The organism is Streptomyces sp. NBC_01176 (assembly GCF_045039825.1).
In the GTDB taxonomy this organism is placed as follows: domain Bacteria; phylum Actinomycetota; class Actinomycetes; order Streptomycetales; family Streptomycetaceae; genus Streptomyces.
Map to the genome: position 1 here is coordinate 3,449,204 of NZ_CP108600.1, position 21,288 is coordinate 3,470,491.

Consider the following 21,288-nt stretch of genomic DNA (forward strand, 5'->3'; position numbering starts at 1 on the left):
AGGGGATGCCCCAACCGCAGCCGGGCACGGCAGGCGCACACCTCAACAGTAGGCCGCAGAAGGCTTCCACGGGCAGCGGTCGACGACGGTTGCCCGAATGCGCCCCGGCCACCCGTATGCATCTGATATGCGCCGAACGGGTGGCCTTCAACCGCTACTCCTCGGTCGGAAGCGCGACTTCCGCGGCCGCCTCCGGTCCCTGTTCGAGCAGAACGGCGAAGCCGTCCTCGTTCAGGACCGGAACCTTGAGCTGCATGGCCTTGTCGTACTTCGATCCAGGATTCTCGCCCACCACGACAAATGACGTCTTCTTCGAAACGGAACCGGTCACTTTCGCTCCACGACTCTGCAGGGCGTCCTTCGCGCCGTCGCGTGTGTGGTGTTCGAGTGTGCCGGTGACGACGACGGTGAGTCCTTCGAGCGGGCGCGGGCCCTCGTCCTCGCCGGAACCCTCGTCCTCCATACGGACGCCCGCCGCCCGCCACTTGCGGAGGATCTCGCGGTGCCAGTCCTCCGCGAACCACTCCTTGACCGAGGTCGCGATGATCCCGCCGACCCCGTCGACCGCGGCGAGTTCCGCCTCGGTGGCCTGCTCGATGCGGTCGATGGAACGGAACGCGCGGGCCAGCGCCTCGGCGGCCACCGGGCCGACGTGTCTGATGGAGAGTCCGTTGATGAAGCGGGCGAGCGGACGGTTCTTCGCCTCGGCGATGTTGTCCAGCAGGGCCAGCGTGTTCTTCTTCGGCTCACCCTTCTGGTTGGCGAAGACCGTGACGACCTTCTCCTCACCGGTCCTGGGGTCCCGCTTGGGCAGGCCGCTGTCCTGGTCCAGGACGTACGCCTTGATGGGGAGCAACTGCTCGGCCGTGAGGTCGAAGAGGTCGCCCTCGTCGACCAGCGGCGGCGCGGCGGGCTCCAGCGGACGGGTCAGCGCCGCCGCGGCCACGTTGCCGAAGTGCTCGATGTCGAGGCACTCCCGGCCCGCGAGGTAGGAGACGCGCTCTCTCAACTGGGCCGGACAGGCACGGCTGTTGGGGCAGCGCAGGTCGATGTCGCCTTCCTTCATGGCGCGCAGCGGTGTCCCGCACTCGGGGCACTCGGCCGGCATCACGAACTCCCGCTCGGTGCCGTCGCGGAGATCCACCACCGGCCCGAGGATCTCCGGGATGACGTCACCGGCCTTGCGCAGCACGACCGTGTCCCCGATGAGGACGCCCTTGGCCTTCACGACCTCCTGGTTGTGCAGGGTCGCGAACTCGACCTCCGAGCCCGCCACGGTGACCGGCTCGACCTGCGCGTACGGAGTGACGCGCCCCGTCCGGCCGACGCCGACCTTGATGTCGACCAGCTTGGTGTTGACCTCTTCCGGCGCGTACTTCCAGGCGATGGCCCAGCGCGGCGCGCGGGCCGTGGAACCGAGGCGGCCCTGGAGACGGATCTCGTCGAGCTTGACGACGACGCCGTCGATCTCGTGCTCCACGGAGTGCCTGTTCTCCCCGTAGTACGCGATGAACTCCCGTACGCCGTCGAGGTCGTCGACCGTCTTGGCGTACCGGGTGGTCGGCAGTCCCCAGGAGTGCAGCAGCTCGTACGCCTCGGAGAGGCGGGTCAGTCCCTCGAAGCCCTCCAGGGCGCCGATGCCGTGGACCACCATGTGCAGCGGGCGGCTCGCGGTGACCCGGGGGTCCTTCTGGCGCAGCGAACCCGCCGCCGCGTTGCGGGGGTTGGCGAAGGGTTTGTCGCCGGCCTCCAGCAGACGGGCGTTGAGCTCCGCGAACTTCTCCATCGGGAAGTAGACCTCGCCGCGGATCTCCACCACGTCAGGGAAGTGGTCCCCCCGGAGGCGGTCCGGGATCTCCGCGATCGTCCGCACGTTGGGCGTGATGTCCTCGCCCGTGCGCCCGTCGCCCCGGGTGGCCGCGCGGGTCAGACGGCCGTGCTCGTAGGTGAGGTTGACCGCGAGGCCGTCCACCTTCAGCTCGCACAGGAAGTGGTACGCCGAGGCGCCGACGTCCTTCGCGACACGCTCCGCCCAGGCGGCGAGCTCCAGGTCGCTGAAGGCGTTGTCCAGCGACAGCATGCGCTCGCGGTGCCGCACGGACGTGAACTCGGTCTCGTACGCGCCCGCGACCTTCTGGGTCGGGGAGTCGGGGGTGCGCAGCTCGGGATAGCGCTCCTCCAGCGCCTCGAGGGACCGCAGCAGCTTGTCGAACTCCGTGTCGCTGACGACCGGCTGGTCCTTCACGTAGTACCGGAAGCGGTGCTCCTCGATCTGCTCGGCCAGCCGCGCGTGCTGCTCGCGCGCCTCGGCGGGCAGGGGATTGGGCTGTGCGTCCTTGTCGCCGGCCACCGTGTTGTCCTCCCGTTACTCTGGGTTGTCCGCGAGGGATCTCGCCGCCCGGACGCAGTGGGCGAGCGCCCGGCGCGCGTACTCGGGGGAAGCGCCCGCGAGTCCGCACGACGGAGTGACCGTGACGGCCTGCGCGAGAAGCCCCGGATGCAGCCCCAGCCTGCGCCACAACGTCCTGACACCCATGACGCTACCGGCAGGGTCCGACAACGGGCCGTCCGTGCCGGGCACGACACCGGCGAGGAGCCGGGTGCCGCCCTCCACCGCCTCGCCGATCGCGTCGTCGTCACGTTCGGTGAGCAGGGTGAGGTCGAAGGAGATGCCCGCGACGCCCGCCCTGCGCAGCAGTTCGAACGGCACGTCGGGCGCGCACGAGTGCACCACGACCGGGCCGTCGGTGTGCACCCCCACGACGTCCCGCAGCGTCGACTCGACCAGTTGCCGGTCGACGGCGCGGTGGGTGCGGTATCCGCTCGCGGACTTCACCCGACCGCGCAGGACGGCGATGAGCGAGGGCTCGTCGAGCTGCAGCACGACCTGGGCGCCCGGCACCCGGCGCCGTACCTCGTCGAGATGGGTGCGCAGGCCCTCGACGAGCGAGCCGGCGAGATCGCGGCAGGCCCCGAGGTCGGACAGGGCCGCCTCGCCGTTCCTCAGCTCCAGCGCGGCCGCCAGCGTCCAGGGCCCCACGGCCTGCACCTTCAGCGGCCCCTCGTACCCCTGGGTGTACTCCTCCAGCGCGTCGAGGTCCTCGCCGAGCCACGACCTGGCGCGCCGGGTGTCCCGCCCCGGCCGGTCCCCGATCCGCCACCCGCTGGGCTCCACGCGCGCGTACAGGTCGACCAGCATCCCGGCCGTCCGTCCGATCATGTCGGCGCCGGGGCCGCGCGCGGGCAGCTCCGGCAGATGGGGGAAGTCGTCGAAGGACCCGGTGACGGTTCTGGCGGTCTCCCGCGCGTCACCACCCGGCATGGACCCGACACCGGTGGCGGCACCGAACCCGAACTCGCTGTTTTCGCTCACCCGCGAAGCGTACGTAACCCCGCGGGGTGCGACGCGGGCGAGCCGGTGCGCACCGGGCGTCCGCGGGGACCCCGCACGCCCGCGCACCGGGCGTCCGCGGTGACCTCACGCGCCGTCCGGGCCCGCGTCAACGCCCCGGTCGCACCGTCAGGTCGTTGACCTCCGCGTCGCGCGGCAGGTCCAGGGCCGTCAGGATCGTCGTCGCGACGGACTCCGGGTCGATCCACTTCGAGGCGTCGTACGGCTTGCCCTCCTGCTGGTGGACCTTGGCCTGCATGGGGCTCGCGGTACGGCCGGGGTAGACCGAGGTGACCCGGACGCCGTTGCCGTGCTCCTCGTGGCGCAGCGAGTCCGCGAGGGCCTTCAGACCGTGCTTGGAGGCCGCGTACGCGGACCAGTCGGCGTTGGCGCTGAGGCCGGCGCCGGAGTTCACGAACAGCACGTGGCCCTGGGCGAGGCGGAGTTGGGGCAGGAAGTGGCGGGTGAGCTCGGCGGGGGCGATCAGGTTGACGTTGAGCTGGTGGCGCCAGGACTTGGGGGTCAGCTCGCCGACCGGGCCGAGATCCACCACCCCCGCGATGTGCAGGAGCGAGTCGACGCGGTCGGGCAGGGACTGGTGCGAGAACGCCCAGGAGAGCTTGTCCGGGTCCGCGAGGTCGCCGACCAGCGTCTTCGCCCCCGGGTACGCGGCGCCGAGTTCCTTCGCGCGACCGGCGTCGCGCGCGTGCAGCACGAGTTCGTCCCCGCGCGCGTGCAGCCGGCGGGCGACGGCCGCGCCGATGCCGGAACCGGCCCCGGTGATCAGATGTGTAGCCATGGACGCCATGCTCGCATCACCGGGTGCCCGCGCTCTCCTCCAGGTAGGCCAGCGCGCCCACCGGCTCCTCGGCGAAGAACACCAGGTCGATGAGCGGCCTCGGCAGGAAGCCCTCGGCCTCCATCCGCCGGAACTGTTCCTTCAGGCCGTCGTAGAAGCCCGCCGTGTTCAGCAGGACCACCGGCTTGTCCGTCCTCCCGTGCTTCTTCAGCTCCAGGATCTCGGTCGCCTCGTCGAGCGTCCCCGTGCCGCCGACCATCACCACCACCGCGTCGGCCTTCTCCAGGAGCAGCGCCTTGCGCTCGGCGAGGTCCCGGGCGATCACCATCTCGTCGGCACCCGCCCGCGCCCTGGCCGCCAGGAAGTCCACGGAGACGCCCACGAGCCGTCCGCCCGCCTCCTGGACGCCGTCGGCGACCACCTTCATGAGGCCGACGTCGGAACCGCCCCACACCAGGGTGTGGCCGCCCTTGCCGAGGAGTTCCGCGAACTCGCGCGCGGGACCCGTGTAGCGGTCGTCGAGGTCGGCGGCGGAGAGAAAGACACAGATGTTCATGCGATCACGGTACGCGGGAAGAACCCGGGCCCCGCGGGTGCTTTCCCGGTATGACCCAAGGACACACGATCACCATCGAGCAGGGCACCCAGCGCGTACGCGTCGTGCACGGCGACCAGGTCCTGGCGGAGAGCGACCGGCCGCTGCTGCTGCGCGAGACGGGCTGTCCGGTGCGCTACTACATCCCTCCGCAGGACGTCCGCCTGGACCTGCTGACGGCCTCCGACACCCACACGCACTGCCCCTTCAAGGGCGACGCGTCCTACTGGTCCCTGCCCGACGCCCCGGACCTCGTCTGGTTCTACCCCGAGCCGAAGCCGGACGTCGCGCAGATCAAGGACCACCTGTGCTTCTACGAGGTGGAGGTCCTGTAGGTCCCGTCGGGGTCCCGTCGGGGTCCCGTCGTCGGACCGATGAGTTCCCGGCCGCCGGGCGGTCTCCCCAGGCATGGACAAGAAGGTTCTCTCGCGCGACGGGACACCCCTCGCGTACGAACGTCACGGTGACGGCCCGCCGGTCGTGCTGGTGGGCGGGGCCCTGTGCACGGGGGCCACGCTGGCGCCCCTCGCGCGGGCGCTCTCGGGGCGCTTCGGCGCCGTCACCTACGACCGCCGGGGACGCGGTGCCAGTGGCGACACCGCGTCGTCCTGGACGGTCGCCCGTGAGGTCGAGGACATCGCGGCGGTGATCGAGGCGTGCGGGGGTACCGCGTCGCTGTACGGCGTCTCGTCGGGGGGTGTGCTGGCCCTCCGGGCGGCGGCCGGCGGGCTGCCGGTCGACGCGCTCGCGGTCTACGAGACGCCGTTCGCCCTCGACGAGGAGCGCGGCAAGGAGCGCCTGGAGTACACCGAGCGGCTGACGGAGCTGCTCGGGCAGGACCGGCGCGGCGACGCCCTGGAGCTGTTCATGGCGCTCACCGGCATGCCACCGGAGACGGTCGCCGGCGCCCGGCGGTCCCCCGGCTGGGCCGGCCTGGAGGCGATCGCTCCCACCCTCGCGTACGACGACGCCGTCATGGGCGGCGGTCTGCTGCCCCGGGAACTGCCGGCCTCCCTGCCCATGCCGGTCCTGGCCGTCGCGGGCGGCGCGAGCCCCGCGTGGATGCGCGAGGCCGCGCGGGCCGTCGCGGACGCCGCGCCCGAGGGGACGTACCGGGTGCTGGCGGGCCAGACCCACAACGTGGACGCCGAGGCCCTCGCCCCGCTCCTGGAGGAGTTCTTCGGGAGCGGCGGCCGGCGCGGCGGGCCTCGCTAGGGGAAGCCTCGAAACCGGCTGGACCGGAGGCGGACCCGCTGGACCGGCTAGACCGACGCCGTCGCGCGCGTGGTCGTTGCGATCGTCGCCGAGCCCACCACGCGCGTGCCGTCGTACAGGACGATCGCCTGGCCGGGCGCGACCCCGCGGACCGGCTCGGTGAACGCGACCTCGAGCCCGCCGTCGACGAGTTCGGCGGTGACCGTCGTCTCGCCGCCGTGGGCGCGGAGCTGGGCGGTGTACGTGCCGGGGCCGGCCGGGGCGGCGCCGCACCAGCGGGGCTTGATCGCCGTCAGCGCGGAGACGTCCAGGGACGCCGCCGGGCCGACCGTCACCCTGTTGTCCACCGGTGAGATGTCCAGGACGTAGCGCGGCTTGCCGTCGGCGGCCGGGGTGCCGATGCGCAGGCCCTTGCGCTGGCCGATGGTGAAGCCGAACGCGCCCTCGTGGGAGCCGACGACCGCGCCGGACTCGTCCACGATGTCGCCCTCCGCCCTGCCCAGACGGTTCGCGAGGAAGCCCTGGGTGTCGCCGTCGGCGATGAAGCAGATGTCGTGCGAGTCGGGCTTCTTGGCGACCGCGAGGCCGCGGCGCTCCGCCTCGGCACGGATCTCGTCCTTCGTGGTGAGTGTGTCGCCGAGCGGGAACAGCGCGTGCGCGAGCTGGCGGTCGTCGAGGACACCGAGGACGTACGACTGGTCCTTGGCCATGTCGGAGGCGCGGTGCAGTTCGCGTGTGCCGTCCTCGTTCACGAGCACCTTCGCGTAGTGGCCCGTGCAGACCGCGTCGAAGCCGAGCGCGAGCGCCTTGTCGAGCAGGGCGGCGAACTTGATCTTCTCGTTGCAGCGCAGACACGGGTTCGGGGTGCGCCCCGCCTCGTACTCGGCGACGAAGTCCTCGACCACGTCCTCACGGAAACGCTCCGCCAGGTCCCACACGTAGAACGGGATGCCGATGACGTCGGCGGCGCGGCGGGCGTCCCGGGAGTCCTCGATGGTGCAACAGCCGCGCGCGCCGGTGCGGAACGACTGCGGGTTGGCGGAGAGCGCGAGGTGCACCCCCGTCACGTCGTGGCCGGCTTCCGCCGCGCGGGCGGCGGCGACGGCGGAGTCCACGCCGCCGGACATGGCGGCGAGGACGCGGAGGGGGCGGGGGCGCGGCGAGGTCTCAGTCATAGCCCCTCCAGGGTACGGGGCGCCGGGAACCGATTCCCGCGAGTATGCGTTGAGGATCGCGACGGGGAGCGATAGGGGACGAACACGATGAGCGGAGCCGCACAGGAGGCGCCGGAAACACGGGGGACGCCGGACCGGGAGACACCGGACCCGGGGTCACCCGATCGCGAGCCACCGGACCGGAACGCACCGGACCGCGGGACACCGGAGGCGGAGGGGCGGCCGGGCAGGGACGGGGACCGGCGGGTCGGGCGGCGGACGCTGCTCATCGGCGGCCTGGCGGCGGCCGTGGGCACGGCGGTGCTCGCGCGGGGCGAGCTGGGGCACCTGTGGTGGCGGCTGCCCGGTGTGGAGAAGCCCCGTGAGGAGGGCGTGGTCGACTTCCGGGGCGCCCAGTGGGTGGCGGCGTCGAGTGCGAACTGGCGACGCGCGGACCGGCCCGACGACTACGCCGTGGACCGGGTGGTCATCCATGTCACCCAGGGCAGCTACCGCAGCGCGGTCAAGGTCTTCCAGGACCCGGGCCACGGCGCGGCCGCGCACTACATCGTCCGCAAGGACGGTCACATCACCCAGATGATCCGCGAGCTGGACGTGGCGTTCCACGCGGGCAACCGCGGGTACAACGAGCGGAGCGTCGGCATCGAGCACGAGGGCTTCGTCGAGCACGCCTCGTCGTTCACCGACGCCATGTACCGGGCGTCGGCGCGGCTGACGGCCGGGATCTGCGCCCGCTACGGCATCCCGGTCGACCGCGAGCACATCATCGGTCACGTGGAGGTGCCGGGCACCGACCACACCGACCCCGGCCGCTACTGGGACTGGGACCGGTACCTCCGGCTGGTGCGCCGGGCGAGCACCGCGGCGGAGCCGACCGGCACCACGGCCGGGCCGACGCGCACCGCAGGGACGTGAGGGCCGTCGCGCACCGACGCGGCGTGACCGCCGGGGAAGGCGTTCCCCGCGCGGGCACGGACCACGACGTGGCGGGCTGAGAGCCGCTCGGCGGCCCGGTCACCGCGGGGCGGCGGTCAGGTCAGGCCCGCCGTCCGCGCCCGCTCGACGGCCGGACCGATGGCCTTCGCGACCGCCTCGACGTCCGCCTCCGTGGAGGTGTGGCCGAGGGAGAAGCGCAGGGTGCCGCGGGCCAGGTCCGGATCGGTCCCGGTGGCCAGCAGGACGTGGCTGGGCTGGGCGACGCCCGCCGTGCACGCGGAGCCCGTGGAGCACTCGATGCCCTGCGCGTCCAGGAGCAGCAGCAGGGAGTCGCCCTCGCAGCCCGGGAACGTGAAGTGCGCGTTGGCGGGCAGCCGGCCCGCGGGGTCGGGGTCGCCGCCGAGGAGGGCGTCGGGCACGGCGGCACGCACGGCTTCGACCAGGTCGTCGCGGAGTGCGCCGATCTCCCGGGCGAACCACGCCCGCTGCTCGGTGGCCAGCCGGCCGGCGACCGCGAAGGACGCGATGGCGGGCACGTCCAGGGTGCCGGAGCGCACATGGCGTTCCTGACCGCCTCCGTGCAGGACCGGTACGGGGGTGTACTCGCGGCCGAGCAGCAGCGCGCCGATGCCGTACGGGCCGCCGATCTTGTGGGCCGAGACGGTCATCGCGGCGAGGCCGGAGGCCGCGAAGTCGACGGGGAGCTGTCCGAAGGCCTGGACGGCGTCGGAGTGCAGTGGGACGCCGAACTCGGCGGCGACGTCGGCCAGTTCGCGGACCGGCAGTACGGTGCCGATCTCGTTGTTGGCCCACATCACGGTGGCGAGGGCGACGTCGTCGGGATTGCGGGCGATGGCCGCGCGCAGGGCGTCGGGGTGGACGCGGCCGTAGGGGTCGACGGGCAGGTACTCGACCGTCGCGCCCTCGTGTTCGCCGAGCCAGTGGACGGCGTCGAGGACGGCATGGTGCTCCACGGGGCTCGCGAGCACCCGGGTGCGGGCCGGGTCCGCGTCGCGGCGGGCCCAGTACAGGCCCTTCACGGCGAGGTTGTCGGCTTCGGTGCCGCCGGAGGTGAGGACCACCTCGCTGGGGCGGGCGCCGAGGGCCTCCGCGAGGCTCTCGCGGGCCTCCTCGACGGTACGGCGGGCCCTGCGGCCGGCGGCGTGGAGGGAGGAGGCGTTGCCCGTGACGCTCAGCTGGGCGGTCAGTGCCTCTACCGCCTCCGGGAGCATCGGGGTGGTCGCGGCGTGGTCGAGGTAAGCCATGGTGGCCCTGATTCTACGGGCCCCCGCTCCCCTGCTTTCGGCCCCCCGTCGAGGGGGACCGTCCTGCGGTCCTGGCCCGGTGTCCGTTCGGAGGATCTCGGAGGTTCCAGGTCGCCGTGGGTCAGAAGTTCCAGGACACCGTGCTGTCGAAGTGCATGAACGCCACCAGCACCACGAGGTCGGCGACGCCCAGGCCGAGGCCGAGGAAGGCGCGGCCCCGACGGGCGGTGCCGCGCCAGAGGGCGGCGGAGGCGAGGACGATGGCGATCGGGCCCAGGAAGACGTTCAGCACCAGCAGACCGAGCAGCCCGAGGATGAAGGAGGCGACGGCCATGCCGTCGGCGTCCCGGGTGCCGGTGCGACGGGTGGGCGTGGCGGTGAGTTCCATGGGATGAGTCAGCTCCCTGCGGGTCAGTGGGCGGAGGTGTGGCGCCGGCGGCCGGCGCGCTCGCGGACCGCGAAGACGGTCAGCCAGATGCCGATGACGGCGGCGGCGATGAGGGAGACGGGCAGCGGGGCATGGGCCACCGCGCCCATGACGACACCCATCAGCAGGAGGGCGGCGACGAGGAACAGCATGTGAGTGCCTCTCGTGAGTCTCTGGGTCCGGTCCCCGTGGTCGCCGCCTCGACGGTGAGGCTCCGAATGTTTCGGGGACCTGACGATTCAGTGAACGGTTGTAGTAACACTTGTTCACTGACTCCGAAGTCTAGCGCGCCGCCCGGCTTTTCAATTACAGAGAACAGTTGTTAACTGCATGGTATGAGTCACACTCTCGGCATCCGGCAGGCGCAGAAGCAGAAGACGCGACAGGCGCTCCTCGACGCGGCGTTGGAGCTGCTGGAGGAGCAGAGCCTGAGCAGCCTGGGCCTGCGCGAGGTCACCCGCGCCGTGGGCGTGGCCCCGACCGCCTTCTACCGGCACTTCCGCTCGACGGCGGATCTGGGGGTGGCGCTGGTCGAGGAGGCCCTGGGCAGCCTGCACCCGATGATCGGGGACACGGTGTCCGCGGCGGGCGACAGCGGCGAACGCATCGAGCGCGCCGTCCATCTGATCGCGCATCATGTCGAGACCCACCCCGCCCACGTCCGCTTCATCGCCCGCGAGCGACACGGCGGCGTGCAGCCGGTACGGCAGGCGATCAGTGACCAACTGGCCAGGTTCGCCCAGGAGGTACGGGTGGAGCTGGCCAAACACCCCGAGTCGGAGGGGTGGAGCGACGACGATCTGCTGATGCTCGCCGGTCTGTACGTCGACCAGATGCTGATGACGGCCTCGCTCTACCTGGAGGCGCTGGAGGCGTCCGAGGAGGAACGGGAGCGGGTGGCCGGGGTGGCGGGCCGCCAGATGCGGCTCATCGCCATCGGCCGCCGCAACTGGCTGGGTTGACCCACCGCCCCGCCGGCGGGCGCCGGTGACGCAGCCGTCCCGGCAACGAGCACCGGTGACACACCCGTCCCGTCAACGAGTCGGCATGACACACCCGTCCCCGCAACGGGCCCCTGGGACATACCCGCCCCGGCAACGGGCCCCGGTGACGCGCCCGTTCATCCGACGTGCCGCCCCCGGACCTCAAGTACGCGACCCCGGGCGGACCGTGGGGTCTCGGGACGCGGGATCATGCCGACGCGAAAGCGCCGCACCCGGACCGCGACACGCTCGGCTCGACAGCCCCGCCGCACCAACAGCGCGGCCGGGGGCCGGAGGCCGGCGAGCACCACGTCCCATGCTCACACCCGCCGCGCGCCGCCGGACGAACGGCACCCCTGCGCGACGGCGGCGAACCGCCGCTGGACTCGGGACCGCCGGCCCCGAGGGAGGCGGCGCGTACGGGCGGCCGACGGCCGGCTAGCCGAGCCTGACCCGGGCGAGCTGCCGGGACTGCGCGACCAGCCGGTCCGCGCTGTCCCACACCTCGGCGTCCTCCTCCAGGAAGCCGCCGGCCAGGTTGCGGGTGGTGATGGAGACGCGCAGCGGGCCGGGCGCGGGACGGCAGCGCACGTGCACCGTGAGTTCGACCGTCGGCACCCAGCCCGACAGCCCGATCTCGAATGCGGTCGGCGGCAGCGCGTCGACCGCGAGGAGCAGCGAGAGCGGGTCGGCGTCGCGGCCGTCGGCGAGCCCGAACCAGGCCCGCATCTCGCCCTTGCCGGACGGTGCCCCGAGGGCCCAGCCCAGCGTCGAGGGGTCGAGCTTGAGCATCAGCCGTTCGGTGATCGCGGAGCTGCCGTCGATGGGGGCCGGTCCGTCCTCGGGCCCGAAGCAGTGCTCCATCGGCGGGATCGCGGGCGGCGTCGCCGTGGTGCGGACGTCGTCGGGCAGGGCACCCAGGTCGCCGTACGAGGCGAGCACACGGATCCGTTCGACCTCGCGGCCCTCGTCGTCGTACTGGAAGAGCGAGGCCTGGCCGGTCGACAGGGTGCGGCCGGTACGGACGACGTCCGTGCGGACGACCGCGGGTCCCGGCTGGGAGGCGGTGAGGTAGTGCGCCGAGATGGTGAACGGGTCGTCGTGCGGCAGGGCGTCCGCGAGAGCGCGGCCCAGGACCGCCAGCAGGTATCCGCCGTTGACGGCGCTGATGATCGTCCATCCCGGGGACAGGTCGACGTCGTAGACGCCGGGTGCACGCAGGGTGACCGCGGTGTCGCGGTCGAACTCGCTGTCGCCGATCGTGGCTCGCACGGCCTGTGCCGAAGCTGCTTCTGACATGTCTGAACGGTACAACAGGCCATTACTAAGCGGTAGCTTTTGCTGTTTCGCTCACGTCACACGCCCGGACCCCAGGTGAGATTTCGGCAATTTCTTGGTAAGTGTCCGCCACTCGTCCGTGACCAACGGCATCGGAACCCCCTCTTCACGGACATAGAACCCCATGCAGCCGCCGAACCTGATCCAGCCCGTCACAGGAAGAGCCGCACAGACCGTGAGCCTCACCGGAACGCCGTTCCTCCTCACCGCGATCGCCCTGGTCGCGGTCGCCCTCGTCCTCCCTCTCGTCCTGTGGTCGCGCATCCCCGGCCCCGCGTTCCTGCGCAGCACGGCCCGGATGCTGATGCTGCTGTTCGCCCAAGGCACGGCGATCACCCTCGTCTTCGTGCTCGTGAACAACGCCAACAGCCTCTACGACAACTGGTCCGACCTCCTCGGCACGGGCAACCACGTTCAGGCGGCCGCCGACCTGGGCGTCGACGGCACCGGTGGTGTCTCGGTGCGGGAGCTGCCCAGGGTCCACCAGACGTTCATGGCGGCGGACGGCCCCGCCATGCGGCAGGCGGGCGGGGTGCGCGTCACCCAGCTGCACGGCCAGGTCTCGGGCGTGAACGCCGAGGTCTACGTCTGGCTGCCGCCGCAGTACAACGAGCCCGCCTACCGCAACCGCAAGTTCCCCGTGGTCGAGCTCCTGCCCGGCTATCCGGGCTCGGCCAAGGCTTGGTTCGGCTCTCTGGAGGTGCACGAACAACTGCTGCCGCTGATGCGTGACGGGCAGGTCGCGCCGTTCATCCTGGTGGCGCCGCGTACGACGCTGCTGGCCAAGGTGGACACCGGCTGCGCGAACGTCCCCGGCAAGGTGAACGCCGACACCTGGCTCAGTATCGACGTGCCGAAGATGGTGACGGACAACTTCCGCGCCAAGGCCGCGCCGGACGGCTGGGGCGTCGCCGGCTACTCGGCGGGAGCGCACTGCGCGACCAAGCTCGCGGTCGCCCACCCCGACCGCTACCGGGCGGCGGTCAGCATGTCCGGGTACAACGACCCGATCGGCGAACGCGACTCGCTGCCCGCGCGCAACATCGAGCTGCGCCGCCGGAACAACCCCCTCCTGCTGCTGCGCGCCGACCGTGTCCCGCCCCGCGTCGCGCTCTACTACTCCGGCGAGGTCCACGACGGCTACGAGGCGGGCGCCGCGCTCCAGCAGATCGCGAAACCGCCGACGACCGTACAGGTGGTGCTGCTGCCGCGGAGCGCCGGCGGCCACAACATGGCCCTGTGGCGACCGCAGGTGACCGAGGTGTTCCGCTGGCTGACCCTCCAGATCGGCCCCGGCGCGCGGGCTAAGGAGTCTCCGCCTCGGTCGCCGTCGAACGCCGGTTCCAGGCGCGCGGCGCTCGCCAGTGGAAGCGCATCGCGAGAAGCCGCAGCACGAAGGCCGTGACGACCGCGAGCCCGCTGGTGAAAGGGGTCAGCGCGTCGTAGCGGATGCACAGGGCGACCATGGTGGCGCCGACGATGGCGGGGACCGCGTAGAGATCGCGGTCCCAGCGCAGCAGCGAGGGCACCTCGTTGGCGAGCACGTCCCGCAGCACACCGCCGCCGACCGCGGTGGCGAGCCCGAGGGCCGCCGACGCGGTCAGGCCGAGACCGTACTCGTACGCCTTCGTGGTGCCCGCGACGCAGAACAGACCGAGTCCGGCCGCGTCGAAGACGTTCACCGCGACCTGGATGCGCTCCACCTCGGGGTGCAGGAAGAAGACCAGGAGCGCGGCGAGCAGCGGCGTGAGGAAGTAGCCGAGGTCGGTGAACGCGGCCGGCGGCACGGCCCCGATGACCACGTCACGCAACAGCCCCCCGCCCAGCGCGGTGACCTCGGCGAGGACGGCGATGCCGAAGACGTCGAAGTTCTTGCGTACGGCCAGCAGGGCACCCGAGATCGCGAAGACGAAGATGCCGATCAGGTCGAGCGTGTGCTGGACGGAGGGACTGAAAAGTTGCTGAAGCACCCCTACATTCTCACCCGTCGCAGGGACTGCACCTTACAAAGGAAGGCCCAGAGGGAAAACTGCGACCTAGAGAGAAGGTTTTCCGGGGCTGAAGAGCCAGGTCTGGAAGAGATCGTCGAGCTGCTGACCCGAGACCTTCTCCGCGAGCCGGATGAAGTCGGCCGTGTTCGCGTTGCCGTAGCGGTGCAGCTTGGTCCAGGCGGGCAGCAGCTTGAAGAACGCGGTGTCGCCGATGCGCTCGCGCAGCATCTGGAGCGTCATCGCGCCGCGCTGGTAGACCGCCGAGGCGAACATGGTGTCCCGCTGCGGATCGGCGACCACCGTCTGCCAGAAGGACGAGTCCGCGGGCCGTGTGTCGTACCCGGCGAGGAACGAGTCGTGCGCCGAGCGGACGCCCTGGTGTTCGGACCACAGCCACTGGGCGTAGGTCGCGAAGCCCTCGTTGAGCCAGATGTCCTTCCAGCGCTCGACCGAGACCGAGTCGCCGAACCACTGGTGCGCCAGCTCGTGCACGATGGTCGACTCGGAGCGCACGGCGGAGTACGCGGGCTTGGACTGCACCTCCAGCGAGAACCCGGCCTCCGGCATGTCGTCGACGATCGCGCCGGTCTCCTCGAAGGGATACGGACCGAAGATCTGCGACCAGTAGTCGGTGGCCGCGGCCGTCACGGCGTACACGTCGACGCTGTTGCTGTTGGCGAGCACCGGGTCGATGGCGACGTAGATCGGCGTGCCGGCCGGGGTCCTCCCGGACTTCACGTCGAACTTCCCGATGGTCGCGGTCGCGAGGTAGGTCGCCATGGGCCGGCTCTCGCGCCAGTGCGTGACGGTGCTGGCGCCCTTGTCGTGCGTCGAGATCAGGCGGCCGTTGGAGACACCGGTGAGGCCCTTCGGAGCCTTGATACGGATGTCGTACGTGGCCTTGTCGGAGGGGTGGTCGCTGGACGGGAACCAGGTGGAGGCGGCGTTCGGCTCACAGGCGACGAAGACCCCGTCCGCCGTCTTCATCCATCCGTAGTCGGAGCCGAAGACGATCGGGCCGTTGAGGGCCTCGGGGACACCGCCGTAGGTGACGGTCACCGTGAAGGTCCTGCCCTTCGACAGCGGGCCGCGCGGGGTGATGTGGATCTCGTCGCCCGCCCGGGTGAAGCCCGCCCGTCTGCCGTTCACCTCGACCTTCGTGACCTCCAGCTTCTGCAGGTCCAGGTCGAACGAGGAGAGGTTCTGGGTGGCGCGGGCCGTGAGCGTCGTACGCCCGTCGAGGCGGTCGGTGTCCGGGTTGTACGCCACGTCGAGGTCGTAGTGGCGGGCGTCGAAGCCACCGTTGCCGAGCTGGGGGAAGTAGGGGTCCCCGATGCCGTCGGCGCCCGGTTTCGGGGCGGAGGAAGCGGCGATGACGAGGAAGGAGGCCGCCGCGGTGGCGAGGGCCCCTAAACGTGCCGAACGGGAGAGTGCCATGAGCGTCCCTTTCGTACGTGTTCCGATCGTTGCTGATCAGATGGACACGCGAGACTCTGCACTCTTCCGTTCGGGCATGTTCATGACTTTGCCCAATCGTCACGGCCTACTTGTCGCTTGACTCCTGACGACCGGCTTCCGGTTCGGCGGGGCCTCCTGGCCCGCACCTCCCGGTTCCGCCAAAACCTGTGCCCCGGTAACCGATGGTCCGGCTACCGGGGCAGGTCGTCGGCGGATGTGCGCCGACTTCGATACTGCGCCCGACTACTTCTGGGTGTCGGTTCCCGATTCCTTCGGCGCGTCCGTTCCCGACTCCTGCGACGCGTCCGGCTCCTCGGCCGCCACCGCCTCGGCGGGCTCCTCGGACACCACCGGGGCAGGCTCCTCGGACACCACCGGGGCGGGCTGCTCGGACACCACCGCGGCGGGCTCCTCGGCGGCGGCCACCGGGGCGGGCTCCTCCGCAGCGGCCACCGGGGTCTCCTCGGTGGCGGCCGTCGTGGTCTCCTCCGCCGGGGTCTCGGCGGCGTGCAGTTCCGCGGCCACCGCCGCCGACGTCTCCGCCGACTCCGCCAGCACCTCGTCGGCCACGAACTCGGCCGCCTGCTTCGCAACGGACAGCAGCACCGTGTCCTGCGGGGCCTGGTCCTCGAAGTTCTCCGGGTGGTGGCAGGCGACCCGCTGGCCGGGCTTCAGCTCCAGGAGCGGCGGCTCGGTCGTCCTGCAGATCTCCGTGGCCTTCCAGCACCGCGTGTGGAAGCGGCAGCCGCTCGGCGGCGAGATCGGCGAGGGCACGTCGCCCGTGAGCAGGATCCGCTCGCTCTTCGCGTTCTTGCGCTTCGGGTCCGGGATCGGCACCGCGGACATCAGGGCCTTGGTGTACGGGTGCATCGGCGCCGAGTAGAGCAGGTCGCGGTCGGCGAGCTCCACGATCTTGCCGAGGTACATCACCGCGATCCGGTCCGAGACGTGCCGGACGACCGACAGGTCGTGCGCGATGATCACGTACGTGAGGCCGAGCTCCTGCTGCAGGTCGTCGAGAAGGTTGACGACCTGTGCCTGGATGGACACGTCCAGCGCCGACACCGGCTCGTCCGCGACGACCAGCTTCGGGTTCAGCGCGAGCGCGCGGGCGATGCCGATGCGCTGGCGCTGGCCGCCGGAGAACTCGTGCGGATACCGGTTGTAGTGCTCGGGGTTGAGGCCGACGACCGACAGCAGTCGCTGGACCTCCTTCTTGACACCGCCCTCGGGGGTCACGCCCTGCAGCTTGAACGGGGCACTGATGATCGTGCCGACCGTGTGGCGGGGGTTGAGTGACGAGTACGGGTCCTGGAAGATCATCTGGACGTCACGGCGCATCGGACGCATGCCGCTCACACCGAGGTGCGTGATGTCCTTGCCCTGGAACTCGACCTTGCCCGCGGTCGGTTCGAGCAGCCGTGTGATGAGCCGGCCCATCGTGGACTTGCCGCAGCCGGACTCGCCCACGACGCCCAGGGTCTCCCCGGAGCGCACCTCGAAGTCGAGGCCGTCGACGGCGCGCACGGCTCCGACCTGACGCTGCAGCAGTCCCTTCCGGATGGGGAAGTGCTTCTGCAGTCCGGTCACCTTCAGCAGGACGTCACCGGGAGCGGCGTCCTTGGTGAGGGTGGCGCCGCCTTCGTCCTGTGCCTGTGCGGGAATGGTCACTTCCGCGTCCTTGGCTTTCTCGCTCACAGCTTCGGCGCAATCTCTTCGATCCAGATGCGTTCCCGCTGCTCCTGGGTCATGTGGCAGGCGGCCCAGTGCCGTCCGCCGACCTCGGTCAGCTCGGGACGGACCGTGCGGGTCACGTTGTCCTTCGGAACGTCCGCGTACGGGCAGCGCGGGTTGAAGGCGCAGCCGGACGGGAGGTTGATCAGCGAGGGCGGGGAGCCCTTGACGGGGATGAGGCGTTCGGTCTGCTCACGGTCCAGGCGCGGCATCGAGCCGAGCAGCCCCCAGGTGTAGGGGTGCCGGGGCTCGTAGAACACCTTCTCGGCGGGACCGCGCTCGATGCAACGGCCGCCGTACATCACCAGGATGTCGTCGGAGAGTTCGGCGACGACGCCCAGGTCGTGGGTGATGACGATGACCGCGGAGCCGAACTCCTTCTGCAGGTCGCGGATGAGGTCGAGGATCTGCGCCTGGACGGTCACGTCCAGGGCGGTCGTCGGCTCGTCCGCGATGAGCAGCTCGGGGTTGTTGACCAGCGACATCGCGATCATCGCGCGCTGACGCATACCGCCGGAGAACTCGTGCGGGTAGCTGTCCACGCGCTTGTCCGGCTGCGGAATGCCCACCCGGTCGAGCATCTCGACCGCGCGGCGCTTCGCCGTCTTCTTGTCCACCTTGTGGTGAATGCGGTACGCCTCCACGATCTGCTGACCGATCGTGTAGTACGGGTGGAGCGCGGACAGCGGATCCTGGAAGATCATCGCCATCTCGCGGCCACGCAGCTTGCGTACGTAGTCCGGGTCGGCGGACAGCAGTTCGGTGCCGTTCAGCCAGATCTCGCCGGAGATCTGCGCCTTGCGCTTGCCGTACTGGCCGGCCGTGTGCAGACCCATGATGCCGAGCGAGGTCACCGACTTGCCGGAGCCGGACTCGCCCACGATGCCGAGGGTCTTGCCCTTCTCCAGCTGGAAGCTGAGCCCGTCGACGGACTTGACCAGACCGTCGTCGGTCGGGAAGTGCACCTTCAGGTCGCGTACTTCGAGGAAGGCGGAGGGCGCGGGCGAGTCCACTACGGGCTCGGCCACCGCTCCGCTCTTGCTGAGTTCGGTCATGAGAGCCTCACTCGGGGGTCGATCACGGCGTACAGGACGTCCACCACGAGGTTGGCGATCAGCACCGCGAGAGAAGTGATCAGGGTGACGCCCAGGATGATGGGCAGGTCCTGGTTCCGGATGGCGTCGAGCACCGCGCGGCCGAGGCCGGGCAGGTTGAACGTCGACTCCGTCAGGATGGCACCGCCGATGAGGGCGCCGAGGTCCATGCCCAGCATGGTGAGGATGGGGGTCATCGTCGAGCGCATGGCGTGCTTGCCGATGACGACCTGCTCCTTGAGGCCCTTGGCGCGCGCCGTGCGGATGTAGTCCTCACCGAGGATCTCCAGCATGGTGGCGCGGGTGATCCGGGCGTACATCGCCGCGTAGAGGAACGCGAGGGTGATCCAGGGCAGGATCATGCCGCCGAACCAGCCGCTGATGCTCTGGTCGAAGGGCACGTACTGCGCGTTGATCCATTTCAGCCCGAAGGCGAAGATCGCCAGGCTGAGCAGACCGGTGAAGTAGATGGGGAGGGAGACACCCGCCAGGGCGACGACCATCGCGCCGCGGTCCCAGATGCTGCCCCGCTTGAGCGCGGAGAGCACACCGGCCGCGACACCGAAGACCAGCCACAGCACGGCGGCACCGAGCGCGAGCCCCAGGGTCACCGGGAAACGGTCGGTGAGCACCGGCCAGACGGCCTGCTCGCTGCGGAAGGAGTAGCCGAAGCAGGGCGCGGCGCAGTGCGTGACGTCGCCACCGCCCGAGTAGGTGCGTCCGGCGAAGATGCCCTTGAAGAACTCCCAGACCTGGGAGTAGATCGGGTCGCTCAGGCCCAGCTTCTGCCGTACGGCCTCGACAGCGGCCGGGTCGGCCTGCTTGCCCACGAAGCTCGAGGCGATGTCCACGCCCGCCCACTTGGGGACGAGGAAGAAGATGCCGAAGACCACCATGACGATGACCACCAGCATCACTGCGGCGGCGAACAGCCGCCTGATGAGGTAAGCGAGCACAGCTTACGGCCCGCTGCGGGGCCGCGGGCCACCGGAGGTCATCCGGTGGCCCGCGACCACGCCGCGCCGGCCTTCACCTGCCTTTCGTGCCTGTACGGCGGGTGTGCCGGTTTACTTCTTCGGGTTCTTCAGACCGAGGTTGACGAAGTCGTACGTACCGCTGTAGTTGTCCGTCGTGTAGACGTTCGCGAGGTTGTCGCCGCGCCAGTTGATGAACTTCTCGAAGGTGAAGGGCAGGTAGTACGCGCCCTCCATGACCTTGTGGTTGATCTCCGTCGAGAGCTTGGTCTTGCCCGCTTCGTCCAGCGTGGTGACGTACTGGTTGAAAAGACCGTCGATGGTCTTGTCGTTGATCAGGGCGAAGTTGTTGTTACCGCTCGGCGCGATGTACTTGCTGTCCCACAGCGGCAGACCGAAGCCCTGGACGGTCGGGAAGTCCGGACCCCAGCCCATGATGATGATGCCGTAGCCCTTCTTCTTCACGTTCGAGGGGCTGCCGATGATGCCGGTGGTCTGCGAACCGTCGAACTGGTCGATCTGCGCGGTGATGCCGACCTTCTTCAGCGACGCCTGCAGCGACTGGGCCGTGGCCACCTCGACCGGCTTGTTGTTGCGGACCGCGATGGTGGTGGTGAAGCCGTTCGGCTTGCCACACGCCTTCAGGGCTTCCTTGGCCTTGGCGACGTTGCCGTTCTTGTCGGCACCGGAGATGCCGTACGGGTCGTACTTCTGGCCCTCGGAGCCCGGGACGGACGGCGGGAGCATGTTGGTGCCGATGTCACCACCGGCGACCGGGCCACCGCGCGCGGTCTGCAGCGAGACGTGGTCGGCGCCGAGGATGACCGCCTTGCGGCAGTTGATGTTGTCGAACGGCTTCACGCTCTGCGGGAAGGCCGCGTAACGGATGTAGCCGGAGATCGGGTTGTCCAGGTTGGCCTTGTGCTCCTTCAGGGCGGTGGTGCGGCCCTGCGGGGACATGCCGGTCTGGTTGATGTCCAGGTCCAGGTCACCGTTGAGCAGACGCTGGTCCAGCTGGTTGGCGTCCGAGAAGAACTGAACGGTGATCTTGTCCGGGTACGCCTTGCGGATCGGGTCCGAGGACTGCTTCCACTGGGCGTTGCGCTCCAGCGTCAGGCTCTTGCCGGGGCTGTACGACGAGAACTTGTACGGGCCGGAGGAGAACGGCTTCAGGCCGTACTTGGACTTGGTGTCCATGTCCTGGCGGACCGGGGAGGCCGAGACCAGACCCAGCACCTCCTGGAAGTCCGAGTTGGCCTTGGGGAGGTGGAAGACGACGGTCTTGTCGTCCGGGGTGGAGATCGCCTTCAGGCCCAGCTTGTCCTTGGACGTGTCCTTGTAGGGACCCTTGTACTCGCCCTTCGGGTCCAGGAAGTCCTTGAGGTAGGTCGGACCGCCGGACAGCACGTCCTGCGCCCAGACGCGCTCGATGCCGTACTTGACGTCCTTGGACGTGATCGGCTTGCCGTCCTCCCACGAGACGCCGTCACGCAGGGTGTACGTGTAGGTCTTGCCGTCGTCGGTGACCTTGGCGAGACCGGTGGCGAGGTCCGGGGTGAGCTCGGCGCCCGCCTTGCCCGGCTCCGTCTTGCCCGTGACCAGCTGGCGGCTGTAGTAGCGCGCGAAGTCCCACATGAAGCCGTAGTAGCCACGCGTGGTGTCCCACGAGTCGGCGTCCTGGGCACCGCCGAACCGCAGCGTGCCGCCCTTCTTGGCAAGGGAGGCCTGGGCGACCTTGTTGTTCGCGGCGTCGAAGCCGGCGGCGCCGGTCTTCGAACCGCCCTTGTCGTCGCTGCCACTGCCGCCGCACGCCGCTGTGGTCAGCAGTGCGGCGACCGCAGCAGCGGCGGCGAACGCCTGCTTACGCCGCCCTGAGGTGCGTTGGGTAGTCACGATCTCGGATCCTCCGGATT

The 21,288-nt window shown here is 70.4% G+C and carries 20 protein-coding genes; 5 read left to right on the forward strand and 15 right to left on the reverse strand.

Annotated elements, in window-relative coordinates:
- Window positions 1–154: 154 nt before the first annotated feature.
- The 4 genes from ligA to OG199_RS14610 form a co-directional block, all read right to left on the reverse strand.
- On the reverse strand, window positions 155–2,350 hold the full coding sequence (gene ligA / locus OG199_RS14595) for an NAD-dependent DNA ligase LigA (protein ID WP_401799842.1): 2,196 nt from the start codon (window positions 2,348–2,350) through the stop codon (window positions 155–157).
- Window positions 2,351–2,365: 15 nt separating this feature from the next.
- Window positions 2,366–3,373 carry a methionine synthase gene (locus OG199_RS14600; protein ID WP_401799839.1) on the reverse strand — a complete coding sequence of 336 codons (1,008 nt, stop codon included), beginning with the start codon at window positions 3,371–3,373 and terminating at the stop codon, window positions 2,366–2,368.
- Between the two features lie 127 nt (window positions 3,374–3,500).
- Window positions 3,501–4,199: an SDR family oxidoreductase gene (locus OG199_RS14605; RefSeq protein ID WP_351721252.1), complete on the reverse strand. Its 699-nt coding sequence runs from the start codon at window positions 4,197–4,199 to the stop codon at window positions 3,501–3,503.
- 7 nt (window positions 4,200–4,206) lie between these two features.
- A complete protein-coding gene (locus tag OG199_RS14610; RefSeq protein WP_168530352.1) occupies window positions 4,207–4,746 on the reverse strand; it encodes a TIGR00730 family Rossman fold protein in 540 nt (179 codons plus the stop codon).
- A gap of 50 nt (window positions 4,747–4,796) precedes the next feature.
- Here OG199_RS14610 and OG199_RS14615 point away from each other — a divergent pair, with 50 nt between their 5' ends.
- Together OG199_RS14615 and OG199_RS14620 are read left to right on the forward strand one after the other, a co-directional pair.
- Entirely contained in the window at window positions 4,797–5,120 is a 324-nt protein-coding gene (locus OG199_RS14615; protein ID WP_153288472.1) for a DUF427 domain-containing protein, read from the forward strand.
- Window positions 5,121–5,193: 73 nt separating this feature from the next.
- Window positions 5,194–6,000, forward strand: coding sequence for an alpha/beta fold hydrolase (locus OG199_RS14620; protein ID WP_405829805.1), 807 nt, complete (start codon window positions 5,194–5,196; stop codon window positions 5,998–6,000).
- A gap of 47 nt (window positions 6,001–6,047) precedes the next feature.
- Here OG199_RS14620 and mnmA read toward each other — a convergent pair whose 3' ends face one another.
- A complete protein-coding gene (mnmA, locus tag OG199_RS14625; protein WP_356802942.1) occupies window positions 6,048–7,175 on the reverse strand; it encodes a tRNA 2-thiouridine(34) synthase MnmA in 1,128 nt (375 codons plus the stop codon).
- Window positions 7,176–7,262: 87 nt separating this feature from the next.
- Here mnmA and OG199_RS14630 point away from each other — a divergent pair, with 87 nt between their 5' ends.
- Entirely contained in the window at window positions 7,263–8,090 is an 828-nt protein-coding gene (locus OG199_RS14630; RefSeq protein WP_356802940.1) for an N-acetylmuramoyl-L-alanine amidase, read from the forward strand.
- Window positions 8,091–8,206: 116 nt separating this feature from the next.
- Here the strand turns inward: OG199_RS14630 and OG199_RS14635 are convergent, their stop codons facing one another.
- From OG199_RS14635 to OG199_RS14645, 3 genes are all read right to left on the reverse strand, one after another.
- Window positions 8,207–9,376, reverse strand: coding sequence for a cysteine desulfurase family protein (locus tag OG199_RS14635; RefSeq protein ID WP_401799831.1), 1,170 nt, complete (start codon window positions 9,374–9,376; stop codon window positions 8,207–8,209).
- Between the two features lie 121 nt (window positions 9,377–9,497).
- Window positions 9,498–9,764, reverse strand: a complete 267-nt coding sequence (locus tag OG199_RS14640) for a DUF4190 domain-containing protein (protein WP_356802936.1) — start codon at window positions 9,762–9,764, stop codon at window positions 9,498–9,500.
- Window positions 9,765–9,787: 23 nt separating this feature from the next.
- Window positions 9,788–9,955 carry a hypothetical protein gene (locus OG199_RS14645; RefSeq protein ID WP_405829806.1) on the reverse strand — a complete coding sequence of 56 codons (168 nt, stop codon included), beginning with the start codon at window positions 9,953–9,955 and terminating at the stop codon, window positions 9,788–9,790.
- Window positions 9,956–10,138: 183 nt separating this feature from the next.
- On the opposite strand from OG199_RS14645, the gene OG199_RS14650 reads away from it, so the two are divergent.
- Complete coding sequence (locus OG199_RS14650; protein ID WP_356802934.1) at window positions 10,139–10,765, forward strand: TetR family transcriptional regulator; 627 nt, start codon at window positions 10,139–10,141, stop codon at window positions 10,763–10,765.
- Window positions 10,766–11,224: 459 nt separating this feature from the next.
- Here OG199_RS14650 and OG199_RS14655 read toward each other — a convergent pair whose 3' ends face one another.
- Window positions 11,225–12,085, reverse strand: a complete 861-nt coding sequence (locus OG199_RS14655) for a thioesterase family protein (RefSeq protein WP_351721262.1) — start codon at window positions 12,083–12,085, stop codon at window positions 11,225–11,227.
- Window positions 12,086–12,299: 214 nt separating this feature from the next.
- On the opposite strand from OG199_RS14655, the gene OG199_RS14660 reads away from it, so the two are divergent.
- Window positions 12,300–13,529, forward strand: coding sequence for an alpha/beta hydrolase (locus OG199_RS14660; RefSeq protein WP_405834548.1), 1,230 nt, complete (start codon window positions 12,300–12,302; stop codon window positions 13,527–13,529).
- Here the strand turns inward: OG199_RS14660 and OG199_RS14665 are convergent.
- The 6 genes from OG199_RS14665 to OG199_RS14690 form a co-directional block, all read right to left on the reverse strand.
- Window positions 13,429–14,094, reverse strand: a complete 666-nt coding sequence (locus OG199_RS14665) for a trimeric intracellular cation channel family protein (RefSeq protein ID WP_266701486.1) — start codon at window positions 14,092–14,094, stop codon at window positions 13,429–13,431. The two genes, OG199_RS14660 and OG199_RS14665, sit on opposite strands and share 101 nt — an antisense overlap.
- A 66-nt stretch (window positions 14,095–14,160) precedes the next feature.
- Window positions 14,161–15,552 carry a M1 family metallopeptidase gene (locus OG199_RS14670; RefSeq protein WP_356802931.1) on the reverse strand — a complete coding sequence of 464 codons (1,392 nt, stop codon included), beginning with the start codon at window positions 15,550–15,552 and terminating at the stop codon, window positions 14,161–14,163.
- A 264-nt stretch (window positions 15,553–15,816) separates the two neighbouring features.
- Window positions 15,817–17,244, reverse strand: coding sequence for an ABC transporter ATP-binding protein (locus OG199_RS14675; protein ID WP_405829809.1), 1,428 nt, complete (start codon window positions 17,242–17,244; stop codon window positions 15,817–15,819).
- Between the two features lie 23 nt (window positions 17,245–17,267).
- Window positions 17,268–18,362, reverse strand: a complete 1,095-nt coding sequence (locus tag OG199_RS14680; protein ID WP_266701484.1) for an ABC transporter ATP-binding protein — start codon at window positions 18,360–18,362, stop codon at window positions 17,268–17,270.
- On the reverse strand, window positions 18,359–19,357 hold the full coding sequence (locus OG199_RS14685) for an ABC transporter permease (RefSeq protein WP_075031574.1): 999 nt from the start codon (window positions 19,355–19,357) through the stop codon (window positions 18,359–18,361). The genes OG199_RS14680 and OG199_RS14685 overlap by 4 nt, the downstream gene beginning before the upstream one ends.
- Window positions 19,358–19,468: 111 nt before the next feature.
- Complete coding sequence (locus tag OG199_RS14690) at window positions 19,469–21,268, reverse strand: ABC transporter substrate-binding protein (protein ID WP_405829812.1); 1,800 nt, start codon at window positions 21,266–21,268, stop codon at window positions 19,469–19,471.
- Window positions 21,269–21,288: the final 20 nt, after the last annotated feature.